This window comes from Mycoplana sp. ABR4_002, assembly GCF_056159645.1.
In genome coordinates, this window is record NZ_JBSWVO010000001.1 from 19,443 (window position 1) to 45,046 (window position 25,604).

The 25,604-nt window shown below is 65.7% G+C and carries 26 protein-coding genes; 17 read left to right on the forward strand and 9 right to left on the reverse strand.

Translation table 11 applies throughout. The features are described from left to right. Positions 1-20 precede the first annotated feature (20 nt). The 7 genes from ACXAGF_RS00090 to ACXAGF_RS00120 all read left to right on the forward strand — a co-directional run bounded on the left by ACXAGF_RS00090 (position 21) and on the right by ACXAGF_RS00120 (position 6,843). Positions 21-812 carry a CpsD/CapB family tyrosine-protein kinase gene (locus ACXAGF_RS00090; RefSeq protein ID WP_475013505.1) on the forward strand — a complete coding sequence of 264 codons (792 nt, stop codon included), beginning with the start codon at positions 21-23 and terminating at the stop codon, positions 810-812. A gap of 475 nt (positions 813-1,287) precedes the next feature. After that, positions 1,288-1,791, forward strand: coding sequence for an acyltransferase (locus tag ACXAGF_RS00095; RefSeq protein ID WP_475013507.1), 504 nt, complete (start codon positions 1,288-1,290; stop codon positions 1,789-1,791). Next, positions 1,791-2,828 carry a Gfo/Idh/MocA family protein gene (locus tag ACXAGF_RS00100; RefSeq protein WP_475013508.1) on the forward strand — a complete coding sequence of 346 codons (1,038 nt, stop codon included), beginning with the start codon at positions 1,791-1,793 and terminating at the stop codon, positions 2,826-2,828. The genes ACXAGF_RS00095 and ACXAGF_RS00100 overlap by 1 nt, the downstream gene beginning before the upstream one ends. Further along, a complete protein-coding gene (locus tag ACXAGF_RS00105) occupies positions 2,825-3,958 on the forward strand; it encodes a DegT/DnrJ/EryC1/StrS family aminotransferase (RefSeq protein WP_475013510.1) in 1,134 nt (377 codons plus the stop codon). Before ACXAGF_RS00100 ends, ACXAGF_RS00105 begins: the two co-directional genes overlap by 4 nt. After that, the gene (locus tag ACXAGF_RS00110; protein ID WP_475013512.1) at positions 3,948-4,670 is read left to right on the forward strand and encodes an acyltransferase; all 723 of its coding nucleotides are present in this window, start codon (positions 3,948-3,950) and stop codon (positions 4,668-4,670) included. The genes ACXAGF_RS00105 and ACXAGF_RS00110 overlap by 11 nt, the downstream gene beginning before the upstream one ends. After that, positions 4,667-5,644 carry an NAD-dependent epimerase/dehydratase family protein gene (locus ACXAGF_RS00115; protein WP_475013514.1) on the forward strand — a complete coding sequence of 326 codons (978 nt, stop codon included), beginning with the start codon at positions 4,667-4,669 and terminating at the stop codon, positions 5,642-5,644. The genes ACXAGF_RS00110 and ACXAGF_RS00115 overlap by 4 nt, the downstream gene beginning before the upstream one ends. Then, on the forward strand, positions 5,641-6,843 hold the full coding sequence (locus ACXAGF_RS00120; protein WP_475013516.1) for a DegT/DnrJ/EryC1/StrS family aminotransferase: 1,203 nt from the start codon (positions 5,641-5,643) through the stop codon (positions 6,841-6,843). Before ACXAGF_RS00115 ends, ACXAGF_RS00120 begins: the two co-directional genes overlap by 4 nt. A gap of 32 nt (positions 6,844-6,875) precedes the next feature. Here ACXAGF_RS00120 and ACXAGF_RS00125 read toward each other — a convergent pair whose 3' ends face one another. The 6 genes from ACXAGF_RS00125 to ACXAGF_RS00150 form a co-directional block, all read right to left on the reverse strand. Next, the gene (locus ACXAGF_RS00125; RefSeq protein WP_475013517.1) at positions 6,876-8,396 is read right to left on the reverse strand and encodes an O-antigen translocase; all 1,521 of its coding nucleotides are present in this window, start codon (positions 8,394-8,396) and stop codon (positions 6,876-6,878) included. Positions 8,397-8,415: 19 nt separating this feature from the next. Further along, positions 8,416-9,321, reverse strand: a complete 906-nt coding sequence (gene rfbD / locus ACXAGF_RS00130) for a dTDP-4-dehydrorhamnose reductase (RefSeq protein WP_475013519.1) — start codon at positions 9,319-9,321, stop codon at positions 8,416-8,418. After that, positions 9,318-10,382 carry a dTDP-glucose 4,6-dehydratase gene (rfbB, locus tag ACXAGF_RS00135; protein ID WP_475013521.1) on the reverse strand — a complete coding sequence of 355 codons (1,065 nt, stop codon included), beginning with the start codon at positions 10,380-10,382 and terminating at the stop codon, positions 9,318-9,320. The genes rfbD and rfbB overlap by 4 nt, the downstream gene beginning before the upstream one ends. After that, positions 10,379-10,957 (reverse strand): dTDP-4-dehydrorhamnose 3,5-epimerase, encoded by a 579-nt coding sequence (rfbC, locus tag ACXAGF_RS00140; RefSeq protein ID WP_475013522.1) that lies wholly within the window; start codon positions 10,955-10,957, stop codon positions 10,379-10,381. Before rfbC ends, rfbB begins: the two co-directional genes overlap by 4 nt. Further along, a complete protein-coding gene (gene rfbA / locus ACXAGF_RS00145; protein ID WP_475013524.1) occupies positions 10,954-11,832 on the reverse strand; it encodes a glucose-1-phosphate thymidylyltransferase RfbA in 879 nt (292 codons plus the stop codon). Before rfbA ends, rfbC begins: the two co-directional genes overlap by 4 nt. A gap of 61 nt (positions 11,833-11,893) precedes the next feature. After that, the gene (locus tag ACXAGF_RS00150) at positions 11,894-13,189 is read right to left on the reverse strand and encodes a polysaccharide biosynthesis/export family protein (RefSeq protein WP_475013526.1); all 1,296 of its coding nucleotides are present in this window, start codon (positions 13,187-13,189) and stop codon (positions 11,894-11,896) included. A gap of 451 nt (positions 13,190-13,640) precedes the next feature. Here ACXAGF_RS00150 and ACXAGF_RS00155 point away from each other — a divergent pair, with 451 nt between their 5' ends. From ACXAGF_RS00155 to mbfA, 5 genes are all read left to right on the forward strand, one after another. Continuing rightward, positions 13,641-14,390, forward strand: coding sequence for a helix-turn-helix transcriptional regulator (locus tag ACXAGF_RS00155; protein WP_475019178.1), 750 nt, complete (start codon positions 13,641-13,643; stop codon positions 14,388-14,390). Between the two features lie 85 nt (positions 14,391-14,475). Further along, positions 14,476-14,949, forward strand: coding sequence for a Cys-tRNA(Pro) deacylase (gene ybaK, locus ACXAGF_RS00160; RefSeq protein ID WP_475013527.1), 474 nt, complete (start codon positions 14,476-14,478; stop codon positions 14,947-14,949). 92 nt (positions 14,950-15,041) lie between these two features. Continuing rightward, positions 15,042-16,298, forward strand: coding sequence for an aminopeptidase (locus ACXAGF_RS00165; protein ID WP_475013529.1), 1,257 nt, complete (start codon positions 15,042-15,044; stop codon positions 16,296-16,298). A 7-nt stretch (positions 16,299-16,305) separates the two neighbouring features. Then, entirely contained in the window at positions 16,306-17,097 is a 792-nt protein-coding gene (locus tag ACXAGF_RS00170; RefSeq protein WP_475013531.1) for a pyrroline-5-carboxylate reductase family protein, read from the forward strand. Between the two features lie 67 nt (positions 17,098-17,164). Then, complete coding sequence (mbfA, locus tag ACXAGF_RS00175; protein WP_475013533.1) at positions 17,165-18,148, forward strand: iron exporter MbfA; 984 nt, start codon at positions 17,165-17,167, stop codon at positions 18,146-18,148. A 24-nt stretch (positions 18,149-18,172) separates the two neighbouring features. On the opposite strand, the gene ACXAGF_RS00180 is transcribed toward mbfA, so the two are convergent. Both ACXAGF_RS00180 and ACXAGF_RS00185 read right to left on the reverse strand, forming a co-directional pair. Further along, the gene (locus ACXAGF_RS00180; RefSeq protein WP_475013534.1) at positions 18,173-18,796 is read right to left on the reverse strand and encodes a transglutaminase-like cysteine peptidase; all 624 of its coding nucleotides are present in this window, start codon (positions 18,794-18,796) and stop codon (positions 18,173-18,175) included. Positions 18,797-18,907: 111 nt separating this feature from the next. Continuing rightward, entirely contained in the window at positions 18,908-19,726 is an 819-nt protein-coding gene (locus tag ACXAGF_RS00185; protein WP_475013536.1) for an alpha/beta hydrolase, read from the reverse strand. Positions 19,727-19,962: 236 nt separating this feature from the next. Here ACXAGF_RS00185 and infC point away from each other — a divergent pair, with 236 nt between their 5' ends. The 5 genes from infC (at position 19,963) to pheT (ending at position 24,997) form a co-directional block, all read left to right on the forward strand. Then, positions 19,963-20,499, forward strand: a complete 537-nt coding sequence (infC, locus tag ACXAGF_RS00190) for a translation initiation factor IF-3 (RefSeq protein WP_475019179.1) — start codon at positions 19,963-19,965, stop codon at positions 20,497-20,499. 217 nt (positions 20,500-20,716) lie between these two features. After that, positions 20,717-20,920, forward strand: a complete 204-nt coding sequence (gene rpmI, locus ACXAGF_RS00195; RefSeq protein ID WP_065372108.1) for a 50S ribosomal protein L35 — start codon at positions 20,717-20,719, stop codon at positions 20,918-20,920. Between the two features lie 39 nt (positions 20,921-20,959). After that, complete coding sequence (gene rplT / locus ACXAGF_RS00200) at positions 20,960-21,364, forward strand: 50S ribosomal protein L20 (RefSeq protein WP_112594651.1); 405 nt, start codon at positions 20,960-20,962, stop codon at positions 21,362-21,364. A 95-nt stretch (positions 21,365-21,459) separates the two neighbouring features. Continuing rightward, a complete protein-coding gene (pheS, locus tag ACXAGF_RS00205) occupies positions 21,460-22,545 on the forward strand; it encodes a phenylalanine--tRNA ligase subunit alpha (RefSeq protein ID WP_475013539.1) in 1,086 nt (361 codons plus the stop codon). 25 nt (positions 22,546-22,570) lie between these two features. Then, entirely contained in the window at positions 22,571-24,997 is a 2,427-nt protein-coding gene (pheT, locus tag ACXAGF_RS00210) for a phenylalanine--tRNA ligase subunit beta (RefSeq protein WP_475013541.1), read from the forward strand. 104 nt (positions 24,998-25,101) lie between these two features. Here pheT and ACXAGF_RS00215 read toward each other — a convergent pair whose 3' ends face one another. Next, on the reverse strand, positions 25,102-25,602 hold the full coding sequence (locus tag ACXAGF_RS00215) for a YciE/YciF ferroxidase family protein (protein ID WP_475013543.1): 501 nt from the start codon (positions 25,600-25,602) through the stop codon (positions 25,102-25,104). Between the last annotated feature and the right edge of the window lie 2 nt (positions 25,603-25,604).

A 25,604-nucleotide genomic window follows, 5' to 3' on the forward strand; every position in this document is an offset into this window, starting at 1 on the left:
CAGGATTGGGACCAAGACTCATGGAGCAAATACCGGCACCATTGCAAGAGGCGATGCGGCTGCGCAGCGTCGCCAGTGTCGCAGACAACAACACGCAGGCCTGTGCACGGTTCGAGCGGGAGATGATGTGGGACAGCCTCCCCATGTTGACGGTCAACGTCAAATTGGCCGCGCACAATCACATTGTTACCGTGGATCGATCCGATCCCGCGCACAATGCGTTCGACATGTTGCGCACCAGGTTGCTCCAATGCCTGCGGCAGAACGGTTGGACCTCGGTTGCCATCACCTCGCCGCGGCCCTCGTGCGGAAAGTCCCTCGTCGCGCTCAACCTGGCCTTCAGCCTGGCGAACCAGAAGGACTGCCGCACCATCCTGATGGATCTCGACCTGAAGCAGCCCGGCATCGGCAGGATGCTGGGGCTCAATGGCCACACGTCGATGGAGGATTTCCTCGCCGGCAATTGTGAGGCTCACGACGTGCTGCAGCGATACGACGACAATCTGGCGATTGGCGCCAACAGCCGGCCCGTCAAGTTCTCCGCCGAATTGCTGCAAAGCCTTAACACGGCCCGCGCCTTGCGGGACATGCGCAAGCGCATGGCGCCGGACGTGATCCTGTACGACCTGCCCGCCATGCTGATGAGCGACGACGTCACGGCATTCTTGCCGAACGTCGATTGCGCGATCCTCGTCGCGGCGGCCGAGCAGAGCACGCTCGAGGAGGTGGATGTCTGCGAGCGCGAGTTGTCCGAGCGCTCGAGCATGGCCGGCGTCGTCCTGAACCGGTGCCGCTACGGCCTGGGCTACTGAGATCACCTGCCAGGCCGGTTCCCGCTCCAAGGTGCGCTGCTGCGGCCGTCGCAAGGGCTGCAAGGCAATCTCCATGGCGCGGGACAGGAGCTGAGCCCCGCATCCCGGCGATCCGACGGCCGTCAACTACGCGGCTCCAGGCCGGCACCCGCAGCGGCACGGCCGACCGGCCATGGGCCGTGCCGAAGCGACCGGTCGGCGCTACCGGCGCACCCTCGCGCCGCAAGGGTGCGGTGCGATACCGGCCCCTCGGCTGCAACGTCCACCTTTGAGCGATGCGTGGGCACGGGAGCCGGAAATCTACCGGTTGTTCCGGCGTTTGCTACCCCTTTCCGATGAACAGCGTACCGCGATTTGTTTCCTTTACTCGTTGATCGAAAAGAACTCTCCTGAACCCGTGACGACTTCGATCGCGAGGTCGTTCTCGCAACTGGTGGCAGTGGGGCTGTCGCCGGTCTAAAAACATGGGGGCCGCATGATCGCACAATCTGTCGCCTTGGAAGACGGCGTGATTATTCACCATCCCGACCTGGTGAACCTCTATGGTTGCAAGATCGGGGCGGGATCGCGCATCGGCACGTTCGTGGAAATCCAGAAGAACGCGCTTGTCGGCCGAAACTGCAAGATCTCCAGCCATTCCTTTATCTGTGAAGGCGTGACGATCGAAGACTGCGTCTTCATCGGGCATGGCGTCATGTTCACCAACGACCTCCACCCGCGCGCCGCCAATCCCGATGGAAGCCTTCAGTCCGACGCTGACTGGCAGGTCGTTCCCACCCTTGTCCGGCGTGGCGCCTCCATTGGCAGCAATGCCACCATCCGCGCCGGAATCACGATCGGCGAGGGGGCGCAGGTCGGTGCCGGTGCCGTCGTGACCAGAGACGTTCCCGCCTATGCGGTTGTTGCCGGCGTGCCGGCGAGAATCCTTGGCCGTGCCAAGGACGCACCGCTCGAGTCCGCTTCTTCCGGGAGAATGTGATGATCGGCATTGCTGTGATCGGCTATGGGTATTGGGGCCCAAACCTCGTACGAAACCTTTCGGAACTGCCCGATGCCTGCCTGACCCACGTGTGCGACCTGCGGAAGGAGCGCCTGGAACCGGTGAAGGCACGATATCCGACCGTGACCGTCACCGACGATATCGACGAGGTGTTGGGGGATCCGCGCGTGCACGCGGTTGCGATCGCGACACCGGTCTCGACCCACTTCAAGCTGGCGATGAAGGCCCTGATGGCCGGAAAGCACGTCTTTGTCGAAAAGCCGATGGCGGCAACGTCCGAAGAAGCGCGCAGGCTCGTCGACGAAGCCGCCCGGCGTGGCCTCAAGCTCGCCGTTGACCATACCTTCATCCACACCGGCGCGGTTCGGAAGATGCGCGAGATCGTGGAGAACGGCCTCGGCGACATGTACTATTACGATTCCGTGCGGGTGAACCTCGGCCTGTTCCAGCACGACGTCAGCGTGCTCTGGGATCTGGCCGTGCACGACCTGTCGATCATGGACTACGTGCTCCGGGAAAAGCCGGTTGCGGTGTCCGCGACCGGCATGAGCCACGTCATCGGCGAGCCGGAGAACATCGCCTATCTGAACCTCTTCTTCGAGAGCAAGCTGATCGCCCACATCCACGTCAACTGGCTGGCGCCGGTGAAGGTGCGGCGGACGCTGATCGGCGGCAGCAGCAAGATGATCGTCTATGACGATCTCGAGCCGAGCGAGAAAATCAAGGTCTACGACAAGGGCATCACCCTGAACGGCTACCCGCAGCGCAACGGCGAGAAGGTCTACCAGATGATGGTGGGCTACCGCACGGGCGATATGTACGCGCCGCAACTGGATATGACCGAGGCCCTCAGCCGCGAGCTCCGCGAGTTTGTCTCCTGCGTGCAGGACGATCGCCAGCCGACCGCCGACGGCGGTGCCGGCCTGCGGGTCGTGCGCATCCTTGAGGCGGCCACCCAGTCGCTTGCGCAACGCGGCCGGGTCGTGGAACTCGAGCCGTCGAGGATGATCGCATGATCCCGTTCCTGGACCTGAAGGCTCAATATGCCTCGATCAAGGGCGAGGTCGACAACGCCGTCCTGAACGTGCTGGCCTCGGCCCAGTACGTGCTCGGCGACGAGGTCGCGCGGCTGGAACAGGAGTTTGCCGCCTATTGCGGCGTCAGGCACGCCGTTGCGGTGAACACCGGAACCAGCGCGCTGCATCTGGCGCTGCTTGCGGCCGGCGTTGGGCCCGGCGACGAGGTCATCACCGTGCCGTTCACCTTCATCGCGACCGTATCGGCGATCTGCTACACCGGCGCCACGCCGGTGTTCGTCGACGTCGAACCGCTCACGCTGACCATGGATCCGGCAAGGCTGGAGGCGGCGATCTCGCCCAGGACCAAGGCGATCATGCCGGTTCACCTCTACGGCCAGATGGCCGACATGGATCCGATCAATTCGATCGCCGAGCGGCATGGGCTGTTTGTGATCGAGGACGCCTGTCAGGCGCACGGGGCCGAATACAAGGGCCGCCGCGCCGGAAGTCTCGGCGTGTCCGGCTGCTTCAGCTTCTATCCGGGCAAGAACCTCGGGGCATGCGGCGAGGGCGGCATGGCCGTCACCGACAGCGAGGCGCACGCGGCCATGATGCGCAAGCTGCGCGACTGGGGCCAGGAGCAGCGCTATCACCATGCGCTGAAGGGTTACAACTACCGCATGGACGGCATCCAGGGCGCGATCCTGCGGGTCAAGCTGCGGCATCTGGAGGACTGGACGACGGCGCGACGGGCGCACGGTCGGCGCTATACCGCATTGCTCGGAAAAGCAGGAAGCGTGGCGTCGCCAGCCGAGGCGCCGGATCGGCGCCACGTCTACCACGTCTATGCCGTCCGTTCGCCGGATCGCGAAGGGCTGCGGCGAAGCCTCGAGGCCGCCGGCATCGCCACCGGATTGCACTATCCCGTACCCGTGCACCTGCAGAAGGCGCATGCGGACCTCGGTCACCGCGAGGGAGACTTTCCGGTGTCCGAGCGGGCGGCGCGCGAGGTGTTGTCGCTGCCGCTCTATCCGGAGATGACACCGGATCAGATTGCAGCGGTCGTCGATGCGATCGAGCGGGCGACGACGGCCGGGGAACCGGAGGTGGTCTTGCATGTCGGCTAAGTCGAAGCAGGCGGGGCGCACCGTGTCAGCGGTTCACGGACGCCAGACCCTCTCACCCGAGCTCGACTTTGTCGCCGGTCTGACCGACGCCCTGCGCGAAGCCTACGACGCCAAGGGTCTGGTCGAGCTCTACCGGCGCTTTGCCGGCGGCGACGGCTTCATCGACGCCACCATGCGCCGAACCATCTGGCGGGCCTTGGCGCTGCGCTGCGGGCCCGGACTGCAGGTCGGGGCAAACGCCGGTTTTCGCCATATCGAGACGTTTGAGATCGGCAGCGGCGTTTTCATCGGCGCGCAGGCGATCGTCCAGGGCCGTTTCGACGGGACCTGCATCATCGGCGACAACAGCTGGATCGGCCCGCAGGTCTTTTTGGATGCGCGCGATCTCGTCATCGGCGAGGCGGTCGGCTTCGGTCCCGGGTCGAAGGTGCTCGGCTCCGAGCACAACGGGCTGCCCGCCGACGTGCCGATTGTCCGGACCGATCTCGAGATCCGACCGGTCCGCGTCGGGGACTGGGCCGACATCGGCACCAACGCCACGCTCCTGCCCGGCGTCACGATCGGCAAGGGGGCGATCGTCGGCGCCGGTGCGGTTGTCACCGAAGACGTCCCCCCCTTCGCCATCGTCGCGGGCGTGCCGGCCAGGTTCCTGCGCTGGCGTCCGCAATCCGAACAAGAGCGTCTGAAGGAAAGCAGCAGGGAAGAGCGATGAAGAACAAGCGCATTCTGATCACCGGCGGCGCCGGCCTGATCGGCTCCCACATCGCCGATCTGGTCGCCGTGGAGCAGCCGCGCGAGATCATTGTTCTCGACAATTTCGTCCGGGGGCGCCGGGAAAACCTTGCCCGGGCTGCCGCCAACAGCCCGGTCACCATCATCGATGGCGACATCCGGGATCGGGCCCTGTTGGCCAAGCTGTTCAACGGCGTCGACGTCGTGTTCCATCAGGCCGCCATTCGCATCACCCAATGTGCCGAAGAGCCACGCCTCGCGTTCGACGTGCTGGCCGCCGGCACGTTCGACGTGCTCGAGGCCGCGGCCGCAGCCGGGGTTTCCAAAGTGGTCGCCGCCTCGTCGGCTTCGGTCCTCGGCCTTGCCGAGAGCTTCCCGACGACCGAGGATCACCATCCCTACAACAACCGGACGATCTACGGTGCGGCGAAGACGTTCAACGAGGGGCTGCTTCGCAGTTTCGCCGAGATGTACGGCCTGCGCTACGTCGCCTTGCGCTACTTCAACGTCTACGGGCCGCGCATGGACGCTCATGGCGTCTATACCGAGGTGATGATCCGCTGGATGGAGCGTATCGCGGCCGGCCTGCCGCCGATGATCCATGGCGACGGCACCCAGACGATGGACTTCGTGCACGTTCGCGACATTGCCCGGGCCAACCTGCTCGCGGCCAAGTCGGAAGTCACCGACGAGGTGTTCAACGTCGCCAGCGGTACCGAAACCAGCCTGCGTGAGCTTGCGGAGATGCTGAGCCGGATCATGGGCGGTTCCGCCGAGCCGCTGTACCAGGAGGCGCGAAAGGTGAATGCGGTGACGCGAAGGCTCGCGGACACCGGCAAGGCCGAACGGCTCCTCGGCTTCCGGACCGAAGTCCGGCTGGAGGACGGCCTTCGTGAGTTAGTCGGCTGGTGGCGGCAGGAAAAGGCCAAGGCGGATGGCGGGGAGGCGGCATGAATCCTTCGGGCGTCCAGATTCCGGTCGCAAGGCCGCTGCTCGATGAACGCGAAGTCGAGGCGGTCCGCCGCGTCATCCAGTCCGGCTGGGTGACGCAGGGGCCGGAGGTCGAGGCGTTCGAGGCGGAATTCGCTGCCTTCACCGGTGCCGCGCATGCCTGCGCGGTATCGAACTGCACCGCCGCGTTGCACCTGGCGCTGCGCGTCGTCGGCGTCGAGCCGGGCGACGAGGTCATTACCGTCAGCCATTCCTTCATCGCCACCGCGAACGCTGTCCGCTATTGCGGCGCGCTGCCGGTCTTCGTCGACATCGAGGCGGGTGGCTTCAACATCGACCCGGATCTGATCGAGGCGGCGATCTCGCCGCGGACAAGAGCGATCCTGTGCGTGCACCAGGTCGGCATGCCCTGCGACCTGTCCCGGATCGTCGCCATCGGCAAGCGCCATTCCATCCCGGTCGTGGAGGACGCCGCCTGCGCTTCGGGCAGCGAAATCCTGTGGGACGGCCAATGGCAAAGGATCGGCGCGCCGCAGGCCGATGTCGCGTGCTTCTCGTTCCATCCGCGCAAGCTCCTCACCACCGGTGACGGCGGCATGCTCACCACCGCCAATGCCGGATACGACGCCAGGTTTCGCCTCTGGCGGCAGCACGGCATGAGTGTTCCCGACACCGTGCGGCACGGGTCGCGCACGGTGATCTTCGAGAGCTACCCCGAGCTCGGCTACAACTATCGCATGACCGATCTGCAAGCGGCGATCGGGCGCGTGCAGCTGGCCCGCCTGCTGGAACTCGTCGCGTCACGACGCCACATGGCGGATTTCTACCGGCAGGGACTTGACCAGATCGCCGGCATGGAGGCGCCGACCGAGCCCGCGTGGGCGCGCAGCAACTGGCAGAGCTTCTGCGTTCGCCTTCCCGACTGGCTGGATCAGCGGGCGGCGATGCAGTTTCTTCTCGAGCGGGGCATATCGACGCGGCGCGGCATCATGAACGCGCACCGCGAGGCGTCTTACGCGGCCCCGGGGACTCACCGCATCGGCGGCAGCCTGACCCGGAGCGCGGCGGCCCAGGAGACCACCATCATCCTGCCGCTGTTCGCGCAGATGTCCGAATGCGACGTTTCGAGGATCCTCGGGGCACTGCGGGAACTGGTCGACGGCGCCGTACCCCAGTCGCCACAGGCGGCCCAGTCACGGTAACCAGTCGAGGTCCCGCGGCCGCCGCGGCGGTCTCAGGCGCTCTTCCGCTCGGGCCGCCGCAACAGCAGGCGGAACGGGGTCGGCAGCGCGTCCGGCGGGAGCAGCCGCAGCAGCCTTCTCAAGCAAAGGAAGCCGCTCAGGAGCGTTGCCGCGCCGCCGCACGCCATCGCCTGCCATGGCGAGAGCGTCAGGGTCCCGAGAAAGACCAGCCCCGCCGTTGTCAGGAAGACGATCCCGAGCCTGAAGTTGATCGCGGACCAGCGGAAGCCCGTCAGGTGGCGCGAAACGACATAGACGAGGCCGGTGTGCCAGACATAGAGTGCGAAGAACGCCGCTCCGGCGCCGATCGGTCCGGCCCGGGCGACCAGCAGCTTGGCCAGGCCGACATGCACGACCGTGGCGGCGACCTCGGCCCAGAAGAAAAGCGCGCGGTTGCCCTTGGCCACCATGATGAAGCCCATCGGCCAGGACACCACCCGCAACATCATGCCGAGGCAAATCCAGCGCAGGATGTCGGCGGCGGGATAGAACTCGGGGGAGTAGAACAGCCACATCGCCAGCGGAGCGAGCGTCAGCGTGGCAAGGACGCCGGGACCGGCCAGCAGCAGGCTGACCTGTGTCTGGTCGTTGACCAGACGGTTGCAGGCGGCGTGGTCGGAGGCGACGGCCGTCAGGCGCGGGTAGAAGTCGGCTCCCATCGCCTGCAGGATGAAGCCGGCATAGAGACCGCCGAGCGCCCATGCCGCCTGGTAAAGGCCGGCCGCGGCGACGCCGGCATCGTACAGGACGATGAGACGGATGACGTAGGAGGCGCCGAAGGTGAGCAGGGCGCTCACCATGAACACGATGCCGAGCTTCAGCAGCGGCGAGACCTCCTCGATCAGGTCGCGGGCGGACATGGCCGGCCGGGTGACCCTGACCCGGCGGCTGAACCAGGAGGCGATCAGGAACAAGGCAAGCGCCGAGGCCACGATCGAGGGGGCGACGCCTTCGGCACCGAAGGCGTAGACGAGCGCGATCGTCGCCACCGTGGCGCACAGGCCCGACAGCACGTTGATCAGGGCAAGGCTGGCGATATCGCGCACGCCCTGCACCAGGGCGAGTTGTCCGCCCGCAACCAGCTGGAAGAAGATCGCAAGGGCGAGCATGGTCACGCCGAGCGTGTGCTGGTGGTCGCCGAAGGTGAGATGCGCGACCGGCTGCGCAAGAGCGGCCAGCAGCACGGCCCCGACCACCCCGAGCGCAATCGAGGTCCGGCGCAGCGCCGCTGCCGTTCGCGCGATCCGGTCCATGTCGCCGGTCCCCACCGCTTCGGCGATCTGGCGCACGCCGCTCGCCTGGACGCCCAGTCCGGCCACCGCCTGGGTCAGGTCGACGATCGACATGTAGAGCCCCATCTGGCCCACGCCGGCCGGCCCGAGCAGAAGAGCCATGGCCTTGTTGCGGACGATCGAGAACCCGACGTTGACCAGCGACGAGCCACCGATCATGGCCATCGACTTCAGGATCTGGAAGTAGGTCTGTCCCTCTGACGGGGATTCGTGCGCTGCCATTCATTCCCCGCACGTCCGTTCAGACGTCCGTCCTCTGCAAATGATTGCGGTAGTCGGCGTCGACTAGCCGCCGAACGACCGCGTCTGTGCTGGCTGGCCAGGGGGGCGCGCGCCATCCGAATGTCCGCTCGAACTTGTCGCAGGACAGGCGCGAGTTGAGCGGGCGCGCCGCCTTCGTCCGATATGCGGAAGAGGCGATGTCCTCGACGCGGGCATGCGGTCCGCCCGCAGCCTTGCTGGCCCGGAAGACGTGCCTGGCAAAGCCGGCCCAGTTCGTCTCGCCGGTGCCGGTGACGTGGTAGACGCCGGACGTCGCGCGGGCCGGATGTCCGGCGACGCGGAGAACGGCGGCGGCAAGGTCCAGCGCGGATGTGGGATTGCCCCATTGGTCCGCGACGACGGCGATCGTGTCACGCTCCGTCGCCAGCCTCAGCATCGTCCTGATGAAATTCGTGCCGAAGGGGCTGTAGACCCAGCTCGTCCGCAGGATGATGTGGCGCGGATTGACGCTTGCCACGGCTCGCTCGCCCTCGAGCTTGGTGCGGCCGTAGACCGTCTTCGGACCGGTTGCGTCCTGCTCATCGTAGGCATGGGGGGCCTCGCCAGCGAACACGTAGTCTGTGGAAATGTGGATCACCGGCACGCCCAGGGCCGCGGCCGCTGCCGCGACGCTGGCGGCACCGCCCACGTTGATCCGGCGGGCCAGGTCGGGTTCGTCCTCTGCCCGGTCGACTGCGGTGTAGGCCGCCGCGGAGACGACGATGTCGGGCTCGGCGCCGACAATGGCGTCGCGGACCGACTCAGGGTCTGACAGCTCCAGCGCCGGTCGGCCGATGGTCTGGATGGTCACGCCGGGTCTTCCAGCCGCCACCTCGCGAAGGCTCTTCGAAAGCTGGCCCTGCGCGCCCGTCACCAGGACCTTCATCGTCCGGCGACCAGTTTGCCGAGGCGGTCGCCGGCATAGGCCCCCTCGCGGATCGGGCGCCACCACCATTCGTTATCGAGATACCAGTCGACCGTCTTCTCCAGCCCGGTCTCGAAGCTTTCCCGCGGCGCCCAGCCGAGCTCGGCCGCGATCTTGCCCGTGTCCATCGCATAGCGGCGGTCGTGGCCCGGACGATCGTCGACAAAGGAGATCAGATCACGGTAGCTGGACCGGTTGCCGCGTGGCCGCTTGCGGTCAAGCGTGTCGCAGATCTGCTGCACCACCGCCAGATTGGTGCGTTCGCAGTTTCCGCCGATGTTGTAGCTCTCGCCGACCGTGCCGCGGGCGGCGACCAGCGCCAGCGCCCGGGCGTGATCCTCGACAAATAGCCAGTCGCGCACGTTTGCGCCGGTGCCGTAGATCGGCAGCGGCTTTTCGTCCAGCGCGTTGAGGATGACGAGCGGAATGAGCTTCTCCGGGTAGTGGTAGGGGCCGTAGTTGTTCGAGCAATTGGTCAGCACGACCGGAAGGCCGAAGGTATGGTGCCAGGCACGAACCAGGTGATCCGACGCCGCCTTGGAAGCCGAGTAGGGCGAGGACGGTGCATAGGGCGTGCGCTCGTTGAAGGTACTGTCGTCGAAGGGGAGGTCTCCGAACACCTCGTCGGTCGACACGTGGAGGAAGCGGAACGAGTGCGTTCCCTCCTCCAGCCCGCGCCAGTACTTCAGGGCCGCCTGCAGCAGCCGGTAGGTGCCGACGATGTTCGCCTCGACAAAGGCGTCCGGGCCATCGATCGAACGATCGACATGGGTTTCGGCGGCGAGGTGGATGACGCAGTTGATCGCCTCTGCCTTCAACAGTTCGAAGATCGTTGCCTGATCGCAGATGTCGGCCTTTACGAACCGGTAGGTCGGCAGGTCGGCGATCGCGGAAAGCGAGGCAAGGTTTCCGGCATAGGTGAGCTTGTCGACATTCACGACCCGGTTGCCGGGCACCGCCGCGAGATGGCGGCAGACCGCCGACCCGATGAAGCCGGCGCCGCCGGTGACGAGAAAATTCATCGGGCGTCCCCTTGCGCTGCGGCGAAGACATCCGCCTGCGCCAGGAACGGCGCGGTCCGGTCCTTGTCGGAAAGCTGGACCTGCTCGGCAGGCAGCGGCCAGGCGATGCCGATGTCGGCGTCGTCGAACCGGATCGAGCGATCATGCGGCGGCGAGTAGGGATTCGTCACTTTGTAGATCACCTCCGTGTTGGGCTCGAGCGTGAGGAAGCCATGGGCGAAGCCCTTGGGCACGAGCAACTGGTTCCAGTCGGCTTCGGACAGGCGCAGGGCGCACCATCTCCCGAAGGTCGGCGACCCCTTGCGGATGTCGACGGCGACGTCGAAGATAGCGCCCTTGACGACCCGCACAAGCTTGTCCTGCGCATAGGGCGGAAGCTGGTAGTGAAGGCCGCGCAGCACGCCGCGAGCGGCGGAGAAGGAATGATTGTCCTGGACGAACTGCAGTTCCAGCCCCGCTTCCGAGAAGCGCTGGGCGCTCCAGGTCTCGGAAAAGAAGCCGCGGTCGTCGCCGAACTTGCGCGGCCTGATCTCCAGGACCCCCTCCAGCGCCAGCGGCCTGATGTCAAAGCTCATCCGGTGCGTTCCTCGACCAGTCTGTTCAGGTAGGTGGCGTAGGTGGTCTTGCCCAGGAGCGCTGCCCGCCGGCGGACCTCCTCCGTCCCGAGCCAGCCCATGTCGAGCGCGATCTCCTCCGGGCAGGCGATCTGTACGCCCTGGCGGCGCTGGACGGTGCGAACGAAGGAGGAGGCGTCCTGCAGGCTGTCGTAGGTGCCCGTATCGAGCCAGGCATAGCCCCGTCCGAGCTGGCACACATGCAGGTCGCCGCGTTCGAGATAGATGTTGTTGACCGTGGTGATCTCCAGTTCGCCTCGGGCGGATGGCTCGATCGAGCGGGCGATGTCCACGACATCATTGTCATAGAAATAGAGCCCGGTCACGGCCCAGTTCGACTTGGGGGCGACCGGCTTCTCCTCGATGGTCGTCGCCTTGCCTGTCTGCCTGTCGAAGCTGACGACACCGTAGCGTTCCGGATCGTCGACGTGATAGGCGAACACCGAGGCGCCGTTTTCGCGCGCCGCGGCCTGGCGGCAAACCCCGGGAAGGCCGTGGCCGAAAAAGATGTTGTCCCCCAGGATCATTGCGACATTGTCCCGGCCGACGAAGCTGCTTCCGATGATGAAGGCCTCGGCCAGCCCGTTCGGATGAGGCTGCTCGGCATAGGAGATGGCGAGGCCGAATTCCGATCCGTCGCCGAGGAGAGCCTGGAAGCAAGGCAGGTCGCGGGGGGTCGAAATGATGAGGATCTCGCGGATGCCGGTCAGCATCAGGACGCTCAGAGGATAATAGATCATTGGCTTGTCGTAGATCGGCAAGATCTGTTTCGATACCGCGATCGTCAGTGGATAGAGGCGCGTACCGCTTCCCCCCGCCAGAATGATCCCCTTCATCTTGTATGTCCCTCTCCTGGGTCCTTGGCGGGTCCCGTGTCGCCGGTCTGGATCGATATCCTCACTGGATGGCCTCTCCGGGCTGCGCGCGCGAAACTTCTGTGTCTCCGGGCCCCTCGGGCTGTTCGGTGGTGTCGCGCGGCAGTCCTCGGGTCACGCGAACGACGTCGCCCGGCTGCAGCGCCATGGTCTCGGGCGCGGCAAGCTCCGAAACCGTGTCGTCGACCCGGCGCGAGACCGTGTAGGCCGGTCCTTCGGCGGCCGTCGGCCCGTCGGCCAGCACGTCGAGCAGGAGCTTTCGCCGGGTGTCGCGCCGCAGTTGCAGCTGCTTCAGGGTGCCGCGCTCCTCCTGCAGCTGCGTGGCGACCTCGACGTCGCGATTGTCCGCAAGTCCCTCCAGATTGCGCGTCGCCTCGGCGATGTTCTGGCGTGCCCGCATGATGGCCGTGACCATGTCGAGCCTTGCTGCCTGATAGCTCCGCAAGGCCCGTTCCAGATCCGTCTGGCGCGTCGGCAGGATCACGCCTTTGTCCACCATCGGCTTGACGGTGGCGAGTTCCTTGCGCACGGACTCGATGTCCTCGTCATTGCCGGAGATCTTGCTTTCGAGCGTGTCGATCTCGCGGGCCATCAGTTCGCGCAGTTCCGTGAATGACCGCGACTGGCGCTCGACAACGGCCGCACGGGCCGAAAACACCCGCTTTTCCTGGTCGTACGTGGCTGTGGCCAGCGGGCCTTGCTGATCGGCCTGCGCCTCGAAGGCGAACTCCTTGGCGCCGGTCATCTCGGCCTCAAGCCGCGCCAGCTTGACCGTGCTGCGCAGGATTGAATCCTCGAGCTCTCTCAGTTCTCCGGCGAGCTCGGCCTGCCCGCGTGTGCCGGCGAGCCCGTCGGCCCGCCGATACTGGCCGCCGGCCAATGCCAGCGCCTGCAGCACGGTCAGACCTTTGCGGAACCGGTATTCCCCCGGCCTTGCGACATCGCCGACCACGTAGATCGGGGGATACTCGATCACTTCCACCGACGTTTCCGGCGTTTCGACCAGGCCGATCCGGGTCTTGAGGCGACCGGCGATCTCGTCGGCCAGCCCGGCTTCGTCGAGTTCGCCGACGGGTACGATGCCGACCACGGGCAGCGACAGCTCGCCCTTTTCGGAGACGAGGAACTCGCCCCCGAGCGGTCCCCAGGTCTCGTAGACCCCCTTGGTCGGGATCCACTGGACGACGGTGAGGCGAATCTTCGTTTGCGGGACAAGCTTCACCTCGCCGGCCGCAACGGGCGCACCCCACGCAAGTGCCGAGAGGATGAGGAGCCCTCCGCCCATCCATCGGCGAAACCACCGAAAATTGCTCAGCATGCAGTTCTCCAACCCGCAGTCCAGGACGCTAAAGGGTCGGGAAGCGGAAGCCGCCTGCCCGTCAGGCGCCCGGCGATGACACGGATCCAGTGTGCAAATTATTGAAATATTGAGAAGAGGGGGCACCAGTTCCCCTCTTCATCAATATTGCTGAATCCGAGCATGGCAGGCTTAGCCCGACCGCCATTCCGGCGCCCCTGGCCCGGGGTGCGCGACCTATGGGCGGTGTCCGCATGGGGAGGGTACATGGACCACGGTGCCCTGCTCTCCGCTTGGGGGGTAGGCACTGCTCCGTCCTAGTCCCTTTGGATGAGCGATTTTCGCGCGGCGTTCCCGTGCCCCTTGCCCTTCGGCCCATGGTTCAGCCGATTTGTACCGTCGCGACCGTTACGCTCGTAGGTTAAGGTTCACCGAGTGGCGCGCGGTGGGCTTCCGTGCGCGGGTGAAGGATATGGTGCTGTTGGACGGGAACGAATTCGCCGAGGCAGGGGTGGGCGCGACGGGCGTTCGGGGAGGACCTGAGCCACAGCGCGTGATGCTGATCCTGACGAACACCGGGAGCGTGTCGCAGCGCCTGGTCGAGGCCGTGGAGCGCGAGTTTCCGTGGGTCGTCGTGGAGCAGGTGGATCAGATTCGTGCGGCGTGCCGGATCTTCTCGCACCCCGTCGCGCTGATCCTTGTCGATGTCAGCCTGATGAAGGAGGCGGAAGCCGCGGCGGCGATCCTGCAGCGGCTTCACCCGCATGCGCTGACGGCGGTGATCGAACCCTATGACAAGCTCCAGGTCACGTCACTGACGGCAGTCGTGGATTCGCCGCTGTTCCGCAGCGTCCTGCCGATGGATCTGCGCCTCGATGTCTGGCTTTCGATCATACGGCTGATGCTGTGCGGCGGCGAGTATCTGCCGCCGGGTTCGATCATGGACACGCGAGCGGGCGGCGACATTCTGCCGGCGCCCGCCCATGGCAATGGACCGGTCCGGCGAAGCGCCATGCCGGAACTGACGGCCCGGGAACTGCAAATCCTCGAAATGGTCTCTCGCGGTCTGCAGAACAAGCTGATAGCCGCAGCCTTCGGTCTGTCCGAGCACACGGTGAAGATCCACCTGCACAACATCATCCGCAAGCTCGGCGTTCACAATAGGACGGAGGCCGCGGCCCGCTTCCGCGGCATCCAGCGGGACAACTCGCTGCGCAAGTAGGCTCCATCCCGCACGTGGCCCTTGACAATGGATGCCCGGCGGCGGCAGGCGTTGGGACGTCAGCAGTGTTTTTCGGCGATCCGACATGTCCAAGGCCACCCGCGCAACCCAGGCCCTCACCAGGGCCGGCGTCAGCTTCACCGTCCATGCCTACGAATACGATCCGGCTGCCGACAGGATCGGACTGCAGGCCGCCGAGGCGCTGGGGGAGGCTCCGGACAAGCTGCTCAAGACGTTGATGGCCGAAGTTGACGGGCGGCCCGTCTGCGTCATCGTGCCGGCCAATTGCGAGGTCAGCATGAAGAAGCTCGCGGCCGCCTTCGGCGGCAAGTCGGCAGGCATGATGAAGCCGGCCGATGCGGAGCGGCTGACCGGCTACCACGTCGGCGGCATCAGCCCGTTCGGCCAGCGCAAGGCGGTGCCGACGGCGATAGAGGAGGCGGCACTGGCGCACGCGTCGGTCTATATCAATGCCGGCCAGCGTGGCCTGCAGGTCCGGCTGTCGCCCGCCGACGCCTGTCGTGTTCTCAAGGCAGTGGCGGTAGCCGTCGTGGCCTGAAGGAGGACGAGGGGAAGGCCGGTGCCGGCCTTCTGTTTTCCGCGATTCCGTCCTAAGTAGGGTCAACGCCAATCAAAGCAGCAGGAGCCGTGATGGACGCCCCCCTTCGCACCGCAGCCGCCCCGGTCGATCCCGACAAACTCGAAAAGCTTGCCGAGGTGGCCGTGAAGGTCGGCCTCAACTTGCAGAGGGGGCAGGATCTCGTGATGACCGCGCCGATCGCGGCCATCCCGCTCGCGCGCCTCATCACCAAGCACGCCTATCTGGCCGGTGCCGGCCTTGTCAGCACCTTCTACGCCGACGAGGAGGCGACCCTGGCGCGCTACCGCCATGCTCCGGACGAGAGTTTCGACCGGGCAACGGACTGGTTGTACGAGGGCATGGCAAGAGCCTATTCCGACGGCGCGGCGCGCCTGGCGATCGCCGGCGACAACCCGATGCTCCTGGCGAACGAGGAGCCGGCAAAGGTCGCGCGCGCCAACAAGGCCAATTCGATGGCATACAAGCCGGCGCTCGAAAAGATCGCCAACTTCGACATCAACTGGAACATCGTCTCCTATCCGAACCCGTCCTGGGCCAGGCAGGTGTTTCCGGACGATGCCGTGGACGTTGCCGTCGAAAAACTTGCCCAGGCGATCTTTTCGGCCTCGCGCGTCGACCTGGCCGATCCGGTCGGCGCCTGGAAGGCGCACAATGCCGGTCTGCGCAGCCGCTCGGCCTGGCTGAATGACGAGCGTTTCGCCGCGCTCCACTTCAGCGGACCCGGCACTGACCTGACGGTCGGGCTCGCTGACGGTCACGAATGGCACGGCGGGGCCTCGACGGCCAAGAACGGCATCACCTGCAATCCGAACATCCCGACCGAGGAGGTCTTCACCACCCCGCACGCCCTGCGCGTCGAGGGGCACGTCGCCAGCACCAAGCCGCTCTCGCATCAGGGCACACTGATCGATGACATCCGCGTGCGGTTCGAGGGCGGGCGGATCGTCGAGGCGCACGCGGCGAAGGGCGAGGCGGTCCTCGGCAAGGTGCTCGACACCGACGAGGGAGCGCGCCGCCTTGGTGAGGTGGCGCTGGTGCCGCATTCTTCGCCGATCTCGGCGAGCGGTCTGCTCTTCTACAACACGCTTTTCGACGAGAATGCCGCCTGTCACATCGCGCTCGGCCAGTGCTATTCGAAGTGCTTCCTCGACGGCGCCAGCCTGACGCCGGAGCAGATCAGGGCGCAGGGTGGCAATGCGAGCCTGATCCACATCGACTGGATGATCGGGTCGGGCAGCATCGACATCGACGGTATCAGGGCAAGCGGCGATCGGGTCCCCGTGATGCGCGCCGGTGAGTGGGCCTGAGGCGCCGATGGCGACGATCGGGGTGATCGGCGGCGGCGGTTGGCTGGCCGGAGCGCTGCTGCGCCCTGCGCTCGCCGACGGCGTCGTTCGCCCGGAGCAACTGATCCTATCCACACGTTCGGGAGAAGTGTCCGGCTTCGATGCATGGCCAGGCCTCCGCACGACCACGGACAATGCCGAATTGGCTGCGGCGTCCGATATCGTTATCCTCTGCGTCCGGCCCGGCGATCTTGCCGATATCGCCCTCGATCTGGAGGACAAGCTTCTGGTTTCCGTCGTCGCCGGCGTGGCGGCGGCCGCGCTCGCACGCCAGTTCGGCGCGCGGCGGATCGTGCGCGCCATGCCGAACGCCTGCGCCGAGCAGCGGCTTTCCTTCACGCCCTGGTTCGCGACCGACGCCGTATCCGACGACGAGGCCTATTTCGTCTTCCGCTTCCTTTCCGCCTCGGGCCGCGCGCACGGCATTGCGGCGGAAGAGCAGCTCGACTACTTCACCGCGCTGACCGGGTCCGGCCCGGCGTTTCCGGCGCTCTTCGCCGATGCGATGATCCGCCATGCGATCGCGTCCGGCATCGACCCGGAGACCGCGGAATTGGCGGTGCGCCAGCTCTTTCTCGGAGCCGGCGCGTTCATGGCCCAATCGCAGCAGGCACCGTCGGGCCTTGTCGACGTCTTCCTTGAATACCAGGGCACGACCGCGGCGGGCCTGACCGCAATGATCGACGCGGACGTGGCGTCGCCGATCTTCCGCGGGCTGTCCGCCGCCCGTCGCCGGGCGGCGAAGGGGCTGTCGTCCTGACGGCGTCGGGGTTGACCATGGCCGAGCGACTTCCTAAGTTTAGAATTATTCTAAAAAAGGATTCGCCATGCTCGCCCGCCTCTTCCGCCAGAACAAGCGCTCTCTCGAGTCTCTGAGCGAGCAGGAGATCCTTGCGCTCGCGATATCGGCGGAGGAGGATGACGGCCGGATCTATCTCGCCTATGCCGACGCCATTCGCGGGGCTTCCCCATACACCGCAGCGATGTTCGAGGACATGGCGCGGGAGGAAAGCGAGCACCGGCGCATGCTTATCGAATTGCATGTCAGGCGCTTCGGCGACCGCATCCCCCTGGTCCGTCGCGAGTATGTGCGTGACTTTCCCGAGCGCAAGCCCGATTGGCTGATCGGTCACCTGCCGGTGGCAACGGCCCGCGCGGAGGCCAGGACCATGGAGGAGGCGGCACGCCGCTTCTACCTGGCCGCCGCCGCCCGGACCACGGACGCTGCGACCCGCAAGCTCCTCGGTGATCTGGCGATGGCGGAAAAGAGTCACGAGGACATGGCCCGGCAGATCAGCGAGCGCGAAGACGGCAAGGCCGCGCGTGCAGAAGAGGAACAGACGGAGCGGCGGCAGTTCATCCTCACCTATATCCAGCCGGGCCTTGCCGGCCTGATGGATGGGTCGGTCTCGACGCTTGCGCCGATTTTCGCCGCCGCCTTCGCCACGCAGGACACCTGGCAAACCTTTCTGGTCGGGCTGTCCGCTTCCGTCGGCGCCGGGATCTCGATGGGTTTCACCGAGGCTGCCCACGACGACGGCAAGATATCCGGGCGCGGCTCGCCGCTCAAGCGCGGTCTCGCCTCCGGCATCATGACGGCGCTGGGGGGGCTCGGACATGCCTTGCCCTATCTGATCCCGCACTTCGCGCTGGCCACGGCGATCGCCGCCGCCGTCGTGTTCGTCGAACTGTGGACGATCGCCTTCATCCAGAACCGCTACATGGAAACGCCGTTCTGGCGCGCCACCTTCCAGGTCGTGCTCGGAGGCAGCCTTGTCTTTGCCTGTGGTGTCTTGATCGGCAATGCCTGACTCGGGCGGCGTCTCCGGTCGGTGTCAGTCGTTGGAACCGACCGACGACACCATCACGGCATCGCCGTTCTCGATCGACACCCAGCGTCCGGGATGAAAGGTGGCCTGGCGCTTGAGATAGCGGTAGGGCGTCTCGGTCCAAAGCCGCACGTCGTCCTCGAGATTGTCGAGCACGAAGTCACCGTCGGTCGAGCGCACGGTCAGCACCGCGTGACCTTCTCCGTCGGGCTTGCGCACGACGGTAATGAGCAGGTCGGCCGGCGAGAATCCGCGCTCGATCAGCTTGCGGCGCTTCAGCAGCACGAAATCCTCGCAGTCGCCGGCCCCGTCGGGGTAGGACCAGAGTTCGTCCTTGCCGAACAGTTCCTTGTCGGTCATCGGGGTGACGGCCCGGTTCACCTCGGCATTGATCTCGCGGACCATGGTCCAGCCGAAGTTCGTGACCTTGGCGGCACCGGGATCGCGCCGGCTGCCGATGCACTCGGCGCGATGCGTGCGGCAGAACTCGTAGTGGCCGATCGGCTGCGAGGTGACCCCGCCCGTGCGCATCGAAAGGCCGGACGCGGGGGCAGTCATGGCTGCGGAAGACGATACGAACAAGGCAGTGAACGCCACAAAGATAGCCTCAGCACCAGTCATTCGCGCCATGGGTGTCCCCTTCAAATGTTAACGAAGAGTTAATTTTTTGAGGGGTGTTGAGTCAATGACGATGTTTCGCCATGCGACAACATGGTTAAAATGCGCCGCCGGGCGTGGCGATTATGACGCATCCAGCAGCTGGGAGGCGGCGTCGAGCAGCTTGTCGATGTCTTCCGGCCGCGACAGGCGGTGGTCTCCGTCGCGAATGAGGGTGAGCACCGCATCGTCGCAGGCGAGGTGTTCCATCAGCCGGATCGCGTGGGCGTAGGGCACGTCCGGGTCCTGCATGCCCTGCAGCACGTGGACCGGGCAGCCGGTGTCGATCACGCCATCGAGCACGCGGTTCTGACGCCCGTCCTCGATCAGCGCCAGCGTGTAGACGTTCGGGTCGGGGCCGTAGGGGGTCGGCTCCTCTAAGAAGCCACGCTCGGCCAGCGACGTCCGCTCGGCGTCGGTCAGGTTTGGCTCGATCAGGTCCATCGTGAAGTCGGGCGCCGGCGCAATCAGGATCATCGCCGCGACCTCGCCGGCGCGGCCGGCGCGCTGCAGTTCCTGCACCAGTCTGAGCCCGATCCACCCGCCCATGGACGATCCGACCACCAGCAGACGGCGGGTGCCGAGCCTGGCGCGGGCATGGTCGACGACCGCGAGCGCCTCCTCGAGCCAGCGCGAGATCGTACCGTCGGTGAACGCCCCGCCGGACGCTCCGTGCCCGGAATAGTCGAAGCGGATGCAGCCGGTGCCCAAGCGCTCGGCAAAGCGGGCCAGTTCCACGGCCTTCGTTCCGGTCATGTCGGATCGGTAGCCGCCAAGCCAGAGAAGATGTGGCAACGCGTTGCCGTCGCGTTCCGGCAGCAGCCGCAGGGCGAGATCGCGGGCTTGTGCCCCCGATCCGACCGTGATCCGTTCGGCTGTCCCGATGGTCTGCTCCTGGCTCATGCAATCGCTCCCGTCCTGCCGCGGCCGACATCGCCGCTTCGATGATCGATGGGTGCGATCCTCTACACGATTTCTCGGCGCTTGGCACAGGTGGTGATTTTTTCCGTGCGACGTGCTATTGACTTCGCCTCGGCGATCGACACATTGCCGCAGCAAGCGCATGCGCGCGTTATGGCAGTGCAAATTGCCTCAGGAATTGCGATACCGATCCGAAACAATTCGAGGAGAATACGACCATTCGCAGACCCTTCAAAGCGGACGCCCCGGTCAAGGACGGCCCGCGCTCGAACCGAGAAATCCGGGTCCCCCGGGTTCAACTGATTGATGCCGAAGGAACGAACCACGGCATTGTCCCGACAGATCAGGCCCTTCGCATGGCGGAAGACGCCGGGCTCGATCTCGTCGAGATTTCCCCGAACAACGACCCGCCGGTCTGCAAGATCCTCGATCTCGGCAAGCTGAAGTACGCCAATCAGAAGAAGGCGGCAGAGGCGCGCAAGAAGCAGAAGATCGTCGAGGTCAAGGAAATCAAGATGCGGCCCAACATCGACACGCACGACTATGACGTGAAGATGAAGGCGATGAACCGGTTTTTCGAGGACGGCGACAAGGTCAAGGTGACGCTGAAGTTCCGCGGCCGCGAAATGGCGCACCAGGAACTCGGCATGAAGCTGCTGCTGCAGGTCAAGGAAGACACGCAGACGATCGCCAAGGTCGAGGCCGAGCCAAAACTCGAAGGCCGCCAGATGATGATGGTGCTGGCTCCGAAGTGAGCCGCGTCTGGGCACGATAGCGCCGCATGAGCCGCCGACGAGGCGGCTCTTTGCGTTTCGCCGCAGTCGCCGGGCGCCAGGAATCCGGTTGCGCTTTTCGGGGACTTCGGTTACAAGCCCCCGTCCGAACGGTCCGGCAGGGCATGCCGTGGCCGTTCTTTACGCTGGAGACGCGCCTCGTCAGCCGTCTCGAAACCAAGAAGAATGGAGTAGCAAAATGCCCAAGATGAAGACGAAATCGTCTGCCAAGAAGCGGTTCAAGATCACCGCGACCGGCAAGGTCCGTGCCGCCGCCGCAGGCAAGCGCCACGGCATGATCAAGCGTACCAACAAGTTCATTCGCGACGCGCGCGGAACCATGGTTCTCGCCGAGCCCGATGGCAAGAAGGTCATCAAGAACTACCTGCCGAACGGTCTCTGAGACTTTCAGGCATTTTGGATACGTTAAGGAGATCATGACATGGCACGTGTAAAACGCGGCGTTACCGCCCACGCCAAGCACAAGAAGACGCTCAAGGCCGCCAAGGGCTTCTACGGCCGTCGCAAGAACACCATCCGCGCCGCCAAGGCCGCGGTTGACCGTTCCAAGCAGTATGCCTACCGCGACCGCAAGGTGAACAAGCGCAATTTCCGCGCGCTCTGGATCCAGCGCATCAACGCGGCTGTCCGCGAGTTCGGCCTCACCTACGGACGCTTCATCGACGGCCTCAACAAGGCCGGCATCGAGGTTGACCGCAAGGTGCTGTCCGACATGGCGATCCATGAGCCGGCGGCATTCGGCGCCCTCGTCGAGGCGTCCAAGAAGGCCCTCGCCTACCTCAAGGATGCCGGCACCAAGAACGAGTTTGAGAGCGCGGTTCGTTAAGACCAGCGCTTCCCAAGCCTTTTGTCGCTAAAGTTGGGAAACCCGCGCTGGCAGGGCTGGCGCGGGTTTTTCTTTGAGCCAATGGATTTTGAATGATGTCCGATCTCGATTCCCTGAAACAGACCCTGTTGGCTGAGGTCGCCGCCGCCGGCGACGAAGCGGCGGTCGAGGCCGTCCGCGTAACCGCCCTCGGCAAGAAGGGTTCGGTGTCCGACCTGCTGAAGACGCTCGGAGCGATGACGCCGGAAGAGCGCCAGACGCGCGGTGCGGCCATCAACGCGCTGAAGAACGAACTGACCGAGGCGATCGCCGCGCGCAAGAGCGCGATGCGCGATGCTGCGATTTCCGCCCGCCTTGCCGCCGAGACCGTGGACGTCAGCCTTCCGGTCCGCCAGTCGCCGGCCGAGCGTGGCCGCATCCATCCGATCAGCCAGATCATCGACGAGATCACCGCGATCTTCGCCGACATGGGATTCTCGATCGCCGAAGGCCCGGACATCGAGACCGACTACTACAACTTCACCGCGCTGAACTTCCCCGATGGCCATCCCGCGCGCGAGATGCACGACACCTTCTTCTTCGCTCCGGATGCGAGTGGCGAGCGCAAGGTGCTGCGCACGCACACCTCGCCGGTGCAGGTGCGCACGATGGAGGCGCAGGAGCCGCCGATCCGCATCATCATCCCCGGCAAGACCTACCGCCAGGATTCGGATGCGACCCATTCGCCGATGTTCCACCAGGTCGAGGGCCTTGTGATCGACAAGTCGGCGAACGTTGCCAACATGCGCTGGGTGCTGGAGGAGTTCTGCAAGGCCTTCTTCGAGGTCGATGGCGTGACGATGCGTTTCCGCCCGTCGTTCTTCCCGTTCACCGAGCCCTCCTTCGAGGTCGACATCCAGTGCGACCGCTCCTCCGGCCCGATCGTCAAGTTCGGCGAGGGCAAGGACTGGATGGAGATTCTCGGCTGCGGCATGGTGCATCCGAACGTGCTGCGCGCCGGCGGGCTCGATCCGGACGAGTACCAGGGCTTTGCCTGGGGCATGGGGCTCGACCGCATCGCCATGCTGAAATACGGCATGCCCGACCTGCGCGACTTCTTCAATGCCGATGTCCGCTGGATGAATCACTACGGCTTCCGCCCGCTCGACATGCCGACCCTGTTTGGCGGCCTCAGCGCCTAAGTCGCGCGCGTAAGGATTTGCAATCATGAAATTCACCCTTTCCTGGCTGAAAGAACACCTCGAAACGGACGCCTCGCTCGAGCAGATCTGCGAACGCCTGACCGCGATCGGGCTCGAGGTCGAGGAGGTCGACGACAAGGCGTCGTTCAAGCCCTTCGTGATCGCCAAGGTGATCTCGGCCGCGCAGCATCCGAACGCCGACAAACTGCGGGTGCTGATGGTCGACACCGGCGCGGGCGCCGCCGTGCAGGTGGTCTGCGGCGCGCCGAACGCGCGCGAAGGGCTCATCGGCGCTTTCGCGACCCCCGGCACCTACGTGCCCGGCATCGACGTCACCCTGTCTGTCGGCAACATCCGCGGCGTCGAGAGCCGCGGCATGATGTGCTCCGAAAAAGAGCTCGAGATGTCGGACAGTCACGATGGCATTATCGAGCTGCCGGCGGACGCGCCGGTCGGTGCGAGCTTCGCCGCCTATGCCGGCCTCGACGATCCGGTCATCGAGATCAACTTGACCCCGAACCGCCCGGACTGCACCAGCATCCACGGCATCGCCCGCGACCTCGCCGCCGCCGGTCTCGGCACGCTGAAGACACGCCCGGCGCCGTCGTTCCGCACGGAAGGCGAGACCCCGGTGAAGGTGGCGCTGGAGCTTGGCGAGGACAGCCATCTGTGCCCGGGCTTCGCGCTTCGTCTCGTGCGCGGCGTCAGGAACGGCCCGAGCCCGCGCTGGATGCAGCAGCGGCTGATGGCGATCGGCCTGCGGCCGATCAATGCGCTGGTCGACATCACCAACTACATGACCTTCGACCAGGGCCGCCCCATGCACGTCTTCGACGCCGCCAAGGTCAAGGGCAATCTCGTCGTTCGTCGCGCCAAGGACGGCGAGACGGTGCTGGCGCTCGACCAGCGCGAATATAGCCTTTCGCCGGCCAACGTCGTCATTGCCGACGGCGGCGGGGTGGAGTCGATCGGCGGCGTGATGGGAGGCGAGCATTCGGGCTGCGACGACAACACCACCGACGTACTGATCGAGAGTGCCCTGTGGGACCCGATGAACATCGCAAAGACCGGCCGCACGCTCGGCATCATCACCGATGCGCGCTATCGTTTCGAACGCGGCGTCGACCCGGAATACATGGTTCCGGGGCTGGAGCGCACCACCGAACTCGTGCTCGAGCTTTGCGGTGGCATTGCCGCCAGGGCGGACGTGGTCGGCTACAGGGGATACCAGCCGAAGGTGGTCGATTTCCCGGTCGCCGAGGTCAAGCGCCTGACGGGACTGGAGATCTCGTCCGATGAAAGCCGCGATATCCTGACGAAGCTCGGATTTTCCGTGGCCGGGTCCGGCGAGCGCCTCTCCGTGTCCGTACCCTCCTGGCGACCCGACGTGGACGGCAAGGCCGATCTCGTCGAGGAGGTCATGCGCATCCACGGCGTCGACAACATCCATGCTGCGCCCTTGGCCAGCCATGCCAGCGTCAACGGCAAGATCCTGACCACGCTGCAAATTCGCTCGCGCCTCGCCAGGCGTGCACTCGCCTCGCGCGGGATGATGGAGGCCGTCACCTGGTCCTTCATCCCGAGGGCGCAGGCCGAACTATTCGGCGGCGGCGGGCCGGAACTGGCGCTGTCGAACCCGATCGCCTCCGACATGTCCGACATGCGCCCCTCGCTGCTGCCGGGCCTGTTGACGGCGGCGCAGCGCAATGCCGACAAGGGGTTCGGGGACGTGGCGATCTTCGAGGTGTCCGGTACCTATGAGAACGACCGGCCGGAAGGCCAGCGGCGCGTTGCCGGCGGCATCCGCCGCGGCAGCGCCACGCTCGCAGGCTCCGGCCGGCTCTGGTCGAATGCGGCCAGGGGCGGCGGCAAGGCGGTCGACGTCTTCGACGCCAAGGCCGACGCGCTCGCGGTGATAGAGGCCTGCGGGCTGCCGATGGGCAATGTCCAGATCGAGCCGGGCGGCCCGGCCTGGTATCACCCCGGCCGCTCCGGGACCCTGAAAATGGGGCCGAAGATCGTGCTGGGCTACTTCGGCGAATTCCATCCGAAGACGCTTGCGGCCCTTGACGTCTCCGGCGCGCTTTGCGGCTTCGAGATCTTCGTCGACGCGATGCCGGAGCCGAAGAAGAAGGCGACCCGCACCAAGCCGGCGCTCGAGCTCTCTCCGTTCCAGGCCGTGCGCCGCGACTTCGCCTTCGTCGTCGATGCGGCGGTCGAGGCCGGCGCCATCGTTCGCGCGGCGTCCGGGGCCGACCGCAAGCTGGTCACGGCGGTCCATGTCTTCGACGTATTCGAAGGCGCTTCGCTCGGCAGCGGCCGGAAGTCGATCGCGATCGAGGTCGTCATCCAGCCGAGCGACAGGACGCTCACGGACGAAGACTTCGAGGCGTTGACGGCGAAGATCGTCGCCAACGTCGCCAAGGCGACGGGCGGCGTGCTTCGGGCCTGAGACTGAAGCGACCGGAATGACGGGCGGGTGATCCGCCGGCGCCGCTGGCGCCGACCCTCCCGTCATTCCCTGCCCGGCTGTCGGGATCGGGCCGGGCGAGTGGTTCAGGCGGCCTTGCTCGCCTTCTTGTTGGAATTGGCCACCGCCAGCTTGGTCAGGTCCTGGTCCGTCTGCCCTTCCTCCTGCAGCGTCTCGTCGAGCAGCTTCACCGCGTCCTTGTAGCCGAGGGTCTGCGCCCAGGTTCTCAGCGTGCCGTAGCGCGAGATCTCATAGTGCTCGACGGCCTGCGCGGCCGAGATCAGCCCGGCGTCGAGGGCCGGGGTGCCCTTGAATTCTTCCAGGATCTCCTCGCCCTCGGCGAGAATGCCTTCGATCGCCTCGCAGGTCTTGCCCTGAGCCCGCTTGCCGATGATCTCGAACACCTTCTGCAACCGCTCGACTTGGCCTTGCGTCTGCTCCTTGTGCTTGTCGAACGCCGCCTTCAGCTCGGCCGACTGCGCGCCACGCGCCATCTTCGGCAAGGCCTTCAGAATCTGCCGCTCGGCATAGTAGATGTCCTTCAGCGTGTCGTAGAAGAGGTCGTCCAGCGTCTTTTCCTTGGCCATCT

Excerpts from the sequence above, each read along its gene's own strand:
- ACXAGF_RS00090 (WP_475013505.1), top strand. The coding sequence starts at position 21 with ATGGAGCAAATACCGGCACCATTGCAAGAGGCGATGCGGCTGCGCAGC.
- ACXAGF_RS00095 (WP_475013507.1), top strand. The coding sequence starts at position 1,288 with ATGATCGCACAATCTGTCGCCTTGGAAGACGGCGTGATTATTCACCAT.
- ACXAGF_RS00100 (WP_475013508.1), top strand. The coding sequence starts at position 1,791 with ATGATCGGCATTGCTGTGATCGGCTATGGGTATTGGGGCCCAAACCTC.
- ACXAGF_RS00105 (WP_475013510.1), top strand. The coding sequence starts at position 2,825 with ATGATCCCGTTCCTGGACCTGAAGGCTCAATATGCCTCGATCAAGGGC.
- ACXAGF_RS00110 (WP_475013512.1), top strand. The coding sequence starts at position 3,948 with ATGTCGGCTAAGTCGAAGCAGGCGGGGCGCACCGTGTCAGCGGTTCAC.
- ACXAGF_RS00115 (WP_475013514.1), top strand. The coding sequence starts at position 4,667 with ATGAAGAACAAGCGCATTCTGATCACCGGCGGCGCCGGCCTGATCGGC.
- ACXAGF_RS00120 (WP_475013516.1), top strand. The coding sequence starts at position 5,641 with ATGAATCCTTCGGGCGTCCAGATTCCGGTCGCAAGGCCGCTGCTCGAT.
- ACXAGF_RS00125 (WP_475013517.1), bottom strand. The coding sequence starts at position 8,396 with ATGGCAGCGCACGAATCCCCGTCAGAGGGACAGACCTACTTCCAGATC.
- rfbD (WP_475013519.1), bottom strand. The coding sequence starts at position 9,321 with ATGAAGGTCCTGGTGACGGGCGCGCAGGGCCAGCTTTCGAAGAGCCTT.
- rfbB (WP_475013521.1), bottom strand. The coding sequence starts at position 10,382 with ATGAATTTTCTCGTCACCGGCGGCGCCGGCTTCATCGGGTCGGCGGTC.
- rfbC (WP_475013522.1), bottom strand. The coding sequence starts at position 10,957 with ATGAGCTTTGACATCAGGCCGCTGGCGCTGGAGGGGGTCCTGGAGATC.
- rfbA (WP_475013524.1), bottom strand. The coding sequence starts at position 11,832 with ATGAAGGGGATCATTCTGGCGGGGGGAAGCGGTACGCGCCTCTATCCA.
- ACXAGF_RS00150 (WP_475013526.1), bottom strand. The coding sequence starts at position 13,189 with ATGCTGAGCAATTTTCGGTGGTTTCGCCGATGGATGGGCGGAGGGCTC.
- ACXAGF_RS00155 (WP_475019178.1), top strand. The coding sequence starts at position 13,641 with ATGGTGCTGTTGGACGGGAACGAATTCGCCGAGGCAGGGGTGGGCGCG.
- ybaK (WP_475013527.1), top strand. The coding sequence starts at position 14,476 with ATGTCCAAGGCCACCCGCGCAACCCAGGCCCTCACCAGGGCCGGCGTC.
- ACXAGF_RS00165 (WP_475013529.1), top strand. The coding sequence starts at position 15,042 with ATGGACGCCCCCCTTCGCACCGCAGCCGCCCCGGTCGATCCCGACAAA.
- ACXAGF_RS00170 (WP_475013531.1), top strand. The coding sequence starts at position 16,306 with ATGGCGACGATCGGGGTGATCGGCGGCGGCGGTTGGCTGGCCGGAGCG.
- mbfA (WP_475013533.1), top strand. The coding sequence starts at position 17,165 with ATGCTCGCCCGCCTCTTCCGCCAGAACAAGCGCTCTCTCGAGTCTCTG.
- ACXAGF_RS00180 (WP_475013534.1), bottom strand. The coding sequence starts at position 18,796 with ATGGCGCGAATGACTGGTGCTGAGGCTATCTTTGTGGCGTTCACTGCC.
- ACXAGF_RS00185 (WP_475013536.1), bottom strand. The coding sequence starts at position 19,726 with ATGAGCCAGGAGCAGACCATCGGGACAGCCGAACGGATCACGGTCGGA.
- rpmI (WP_065372108.1), top strand. The coding sequence starts at position 20,717 with ATGCCCAAGATGAAGACGAAATCGTCTGCCAAGAAGCGGTTCAAGATC.
- rplT (WP_112594651.1), top strand. The coding sequence starts at position 20,960 with ATGGCACGTGTAAAACGCGGCGTTACCGCCCACGCCAAGCACAAGAAG.
- pheS (WP_475013539.1), top strand. The coding sequence starts at position 21,460 with ATGTCCGATCTCGATTCCCTGAAACAGACCCTGTTGGCTGAGGTCGCC.
- pheT (WP_475013541.1), top strand. The coding sequence starts at position 22,571 with ATGAAATTCACCCTTTCCTGGCTGAAAGAACACCTCGAAACGGACGCC.
- ACXAGF_RS00215 (WP_475013543.1), bottom strand. The coding sequence starts at position 25,602 with ATGGCCAAGGAAAAGACGCTGGACGACCTCTTCTACGACACGCTGAAG.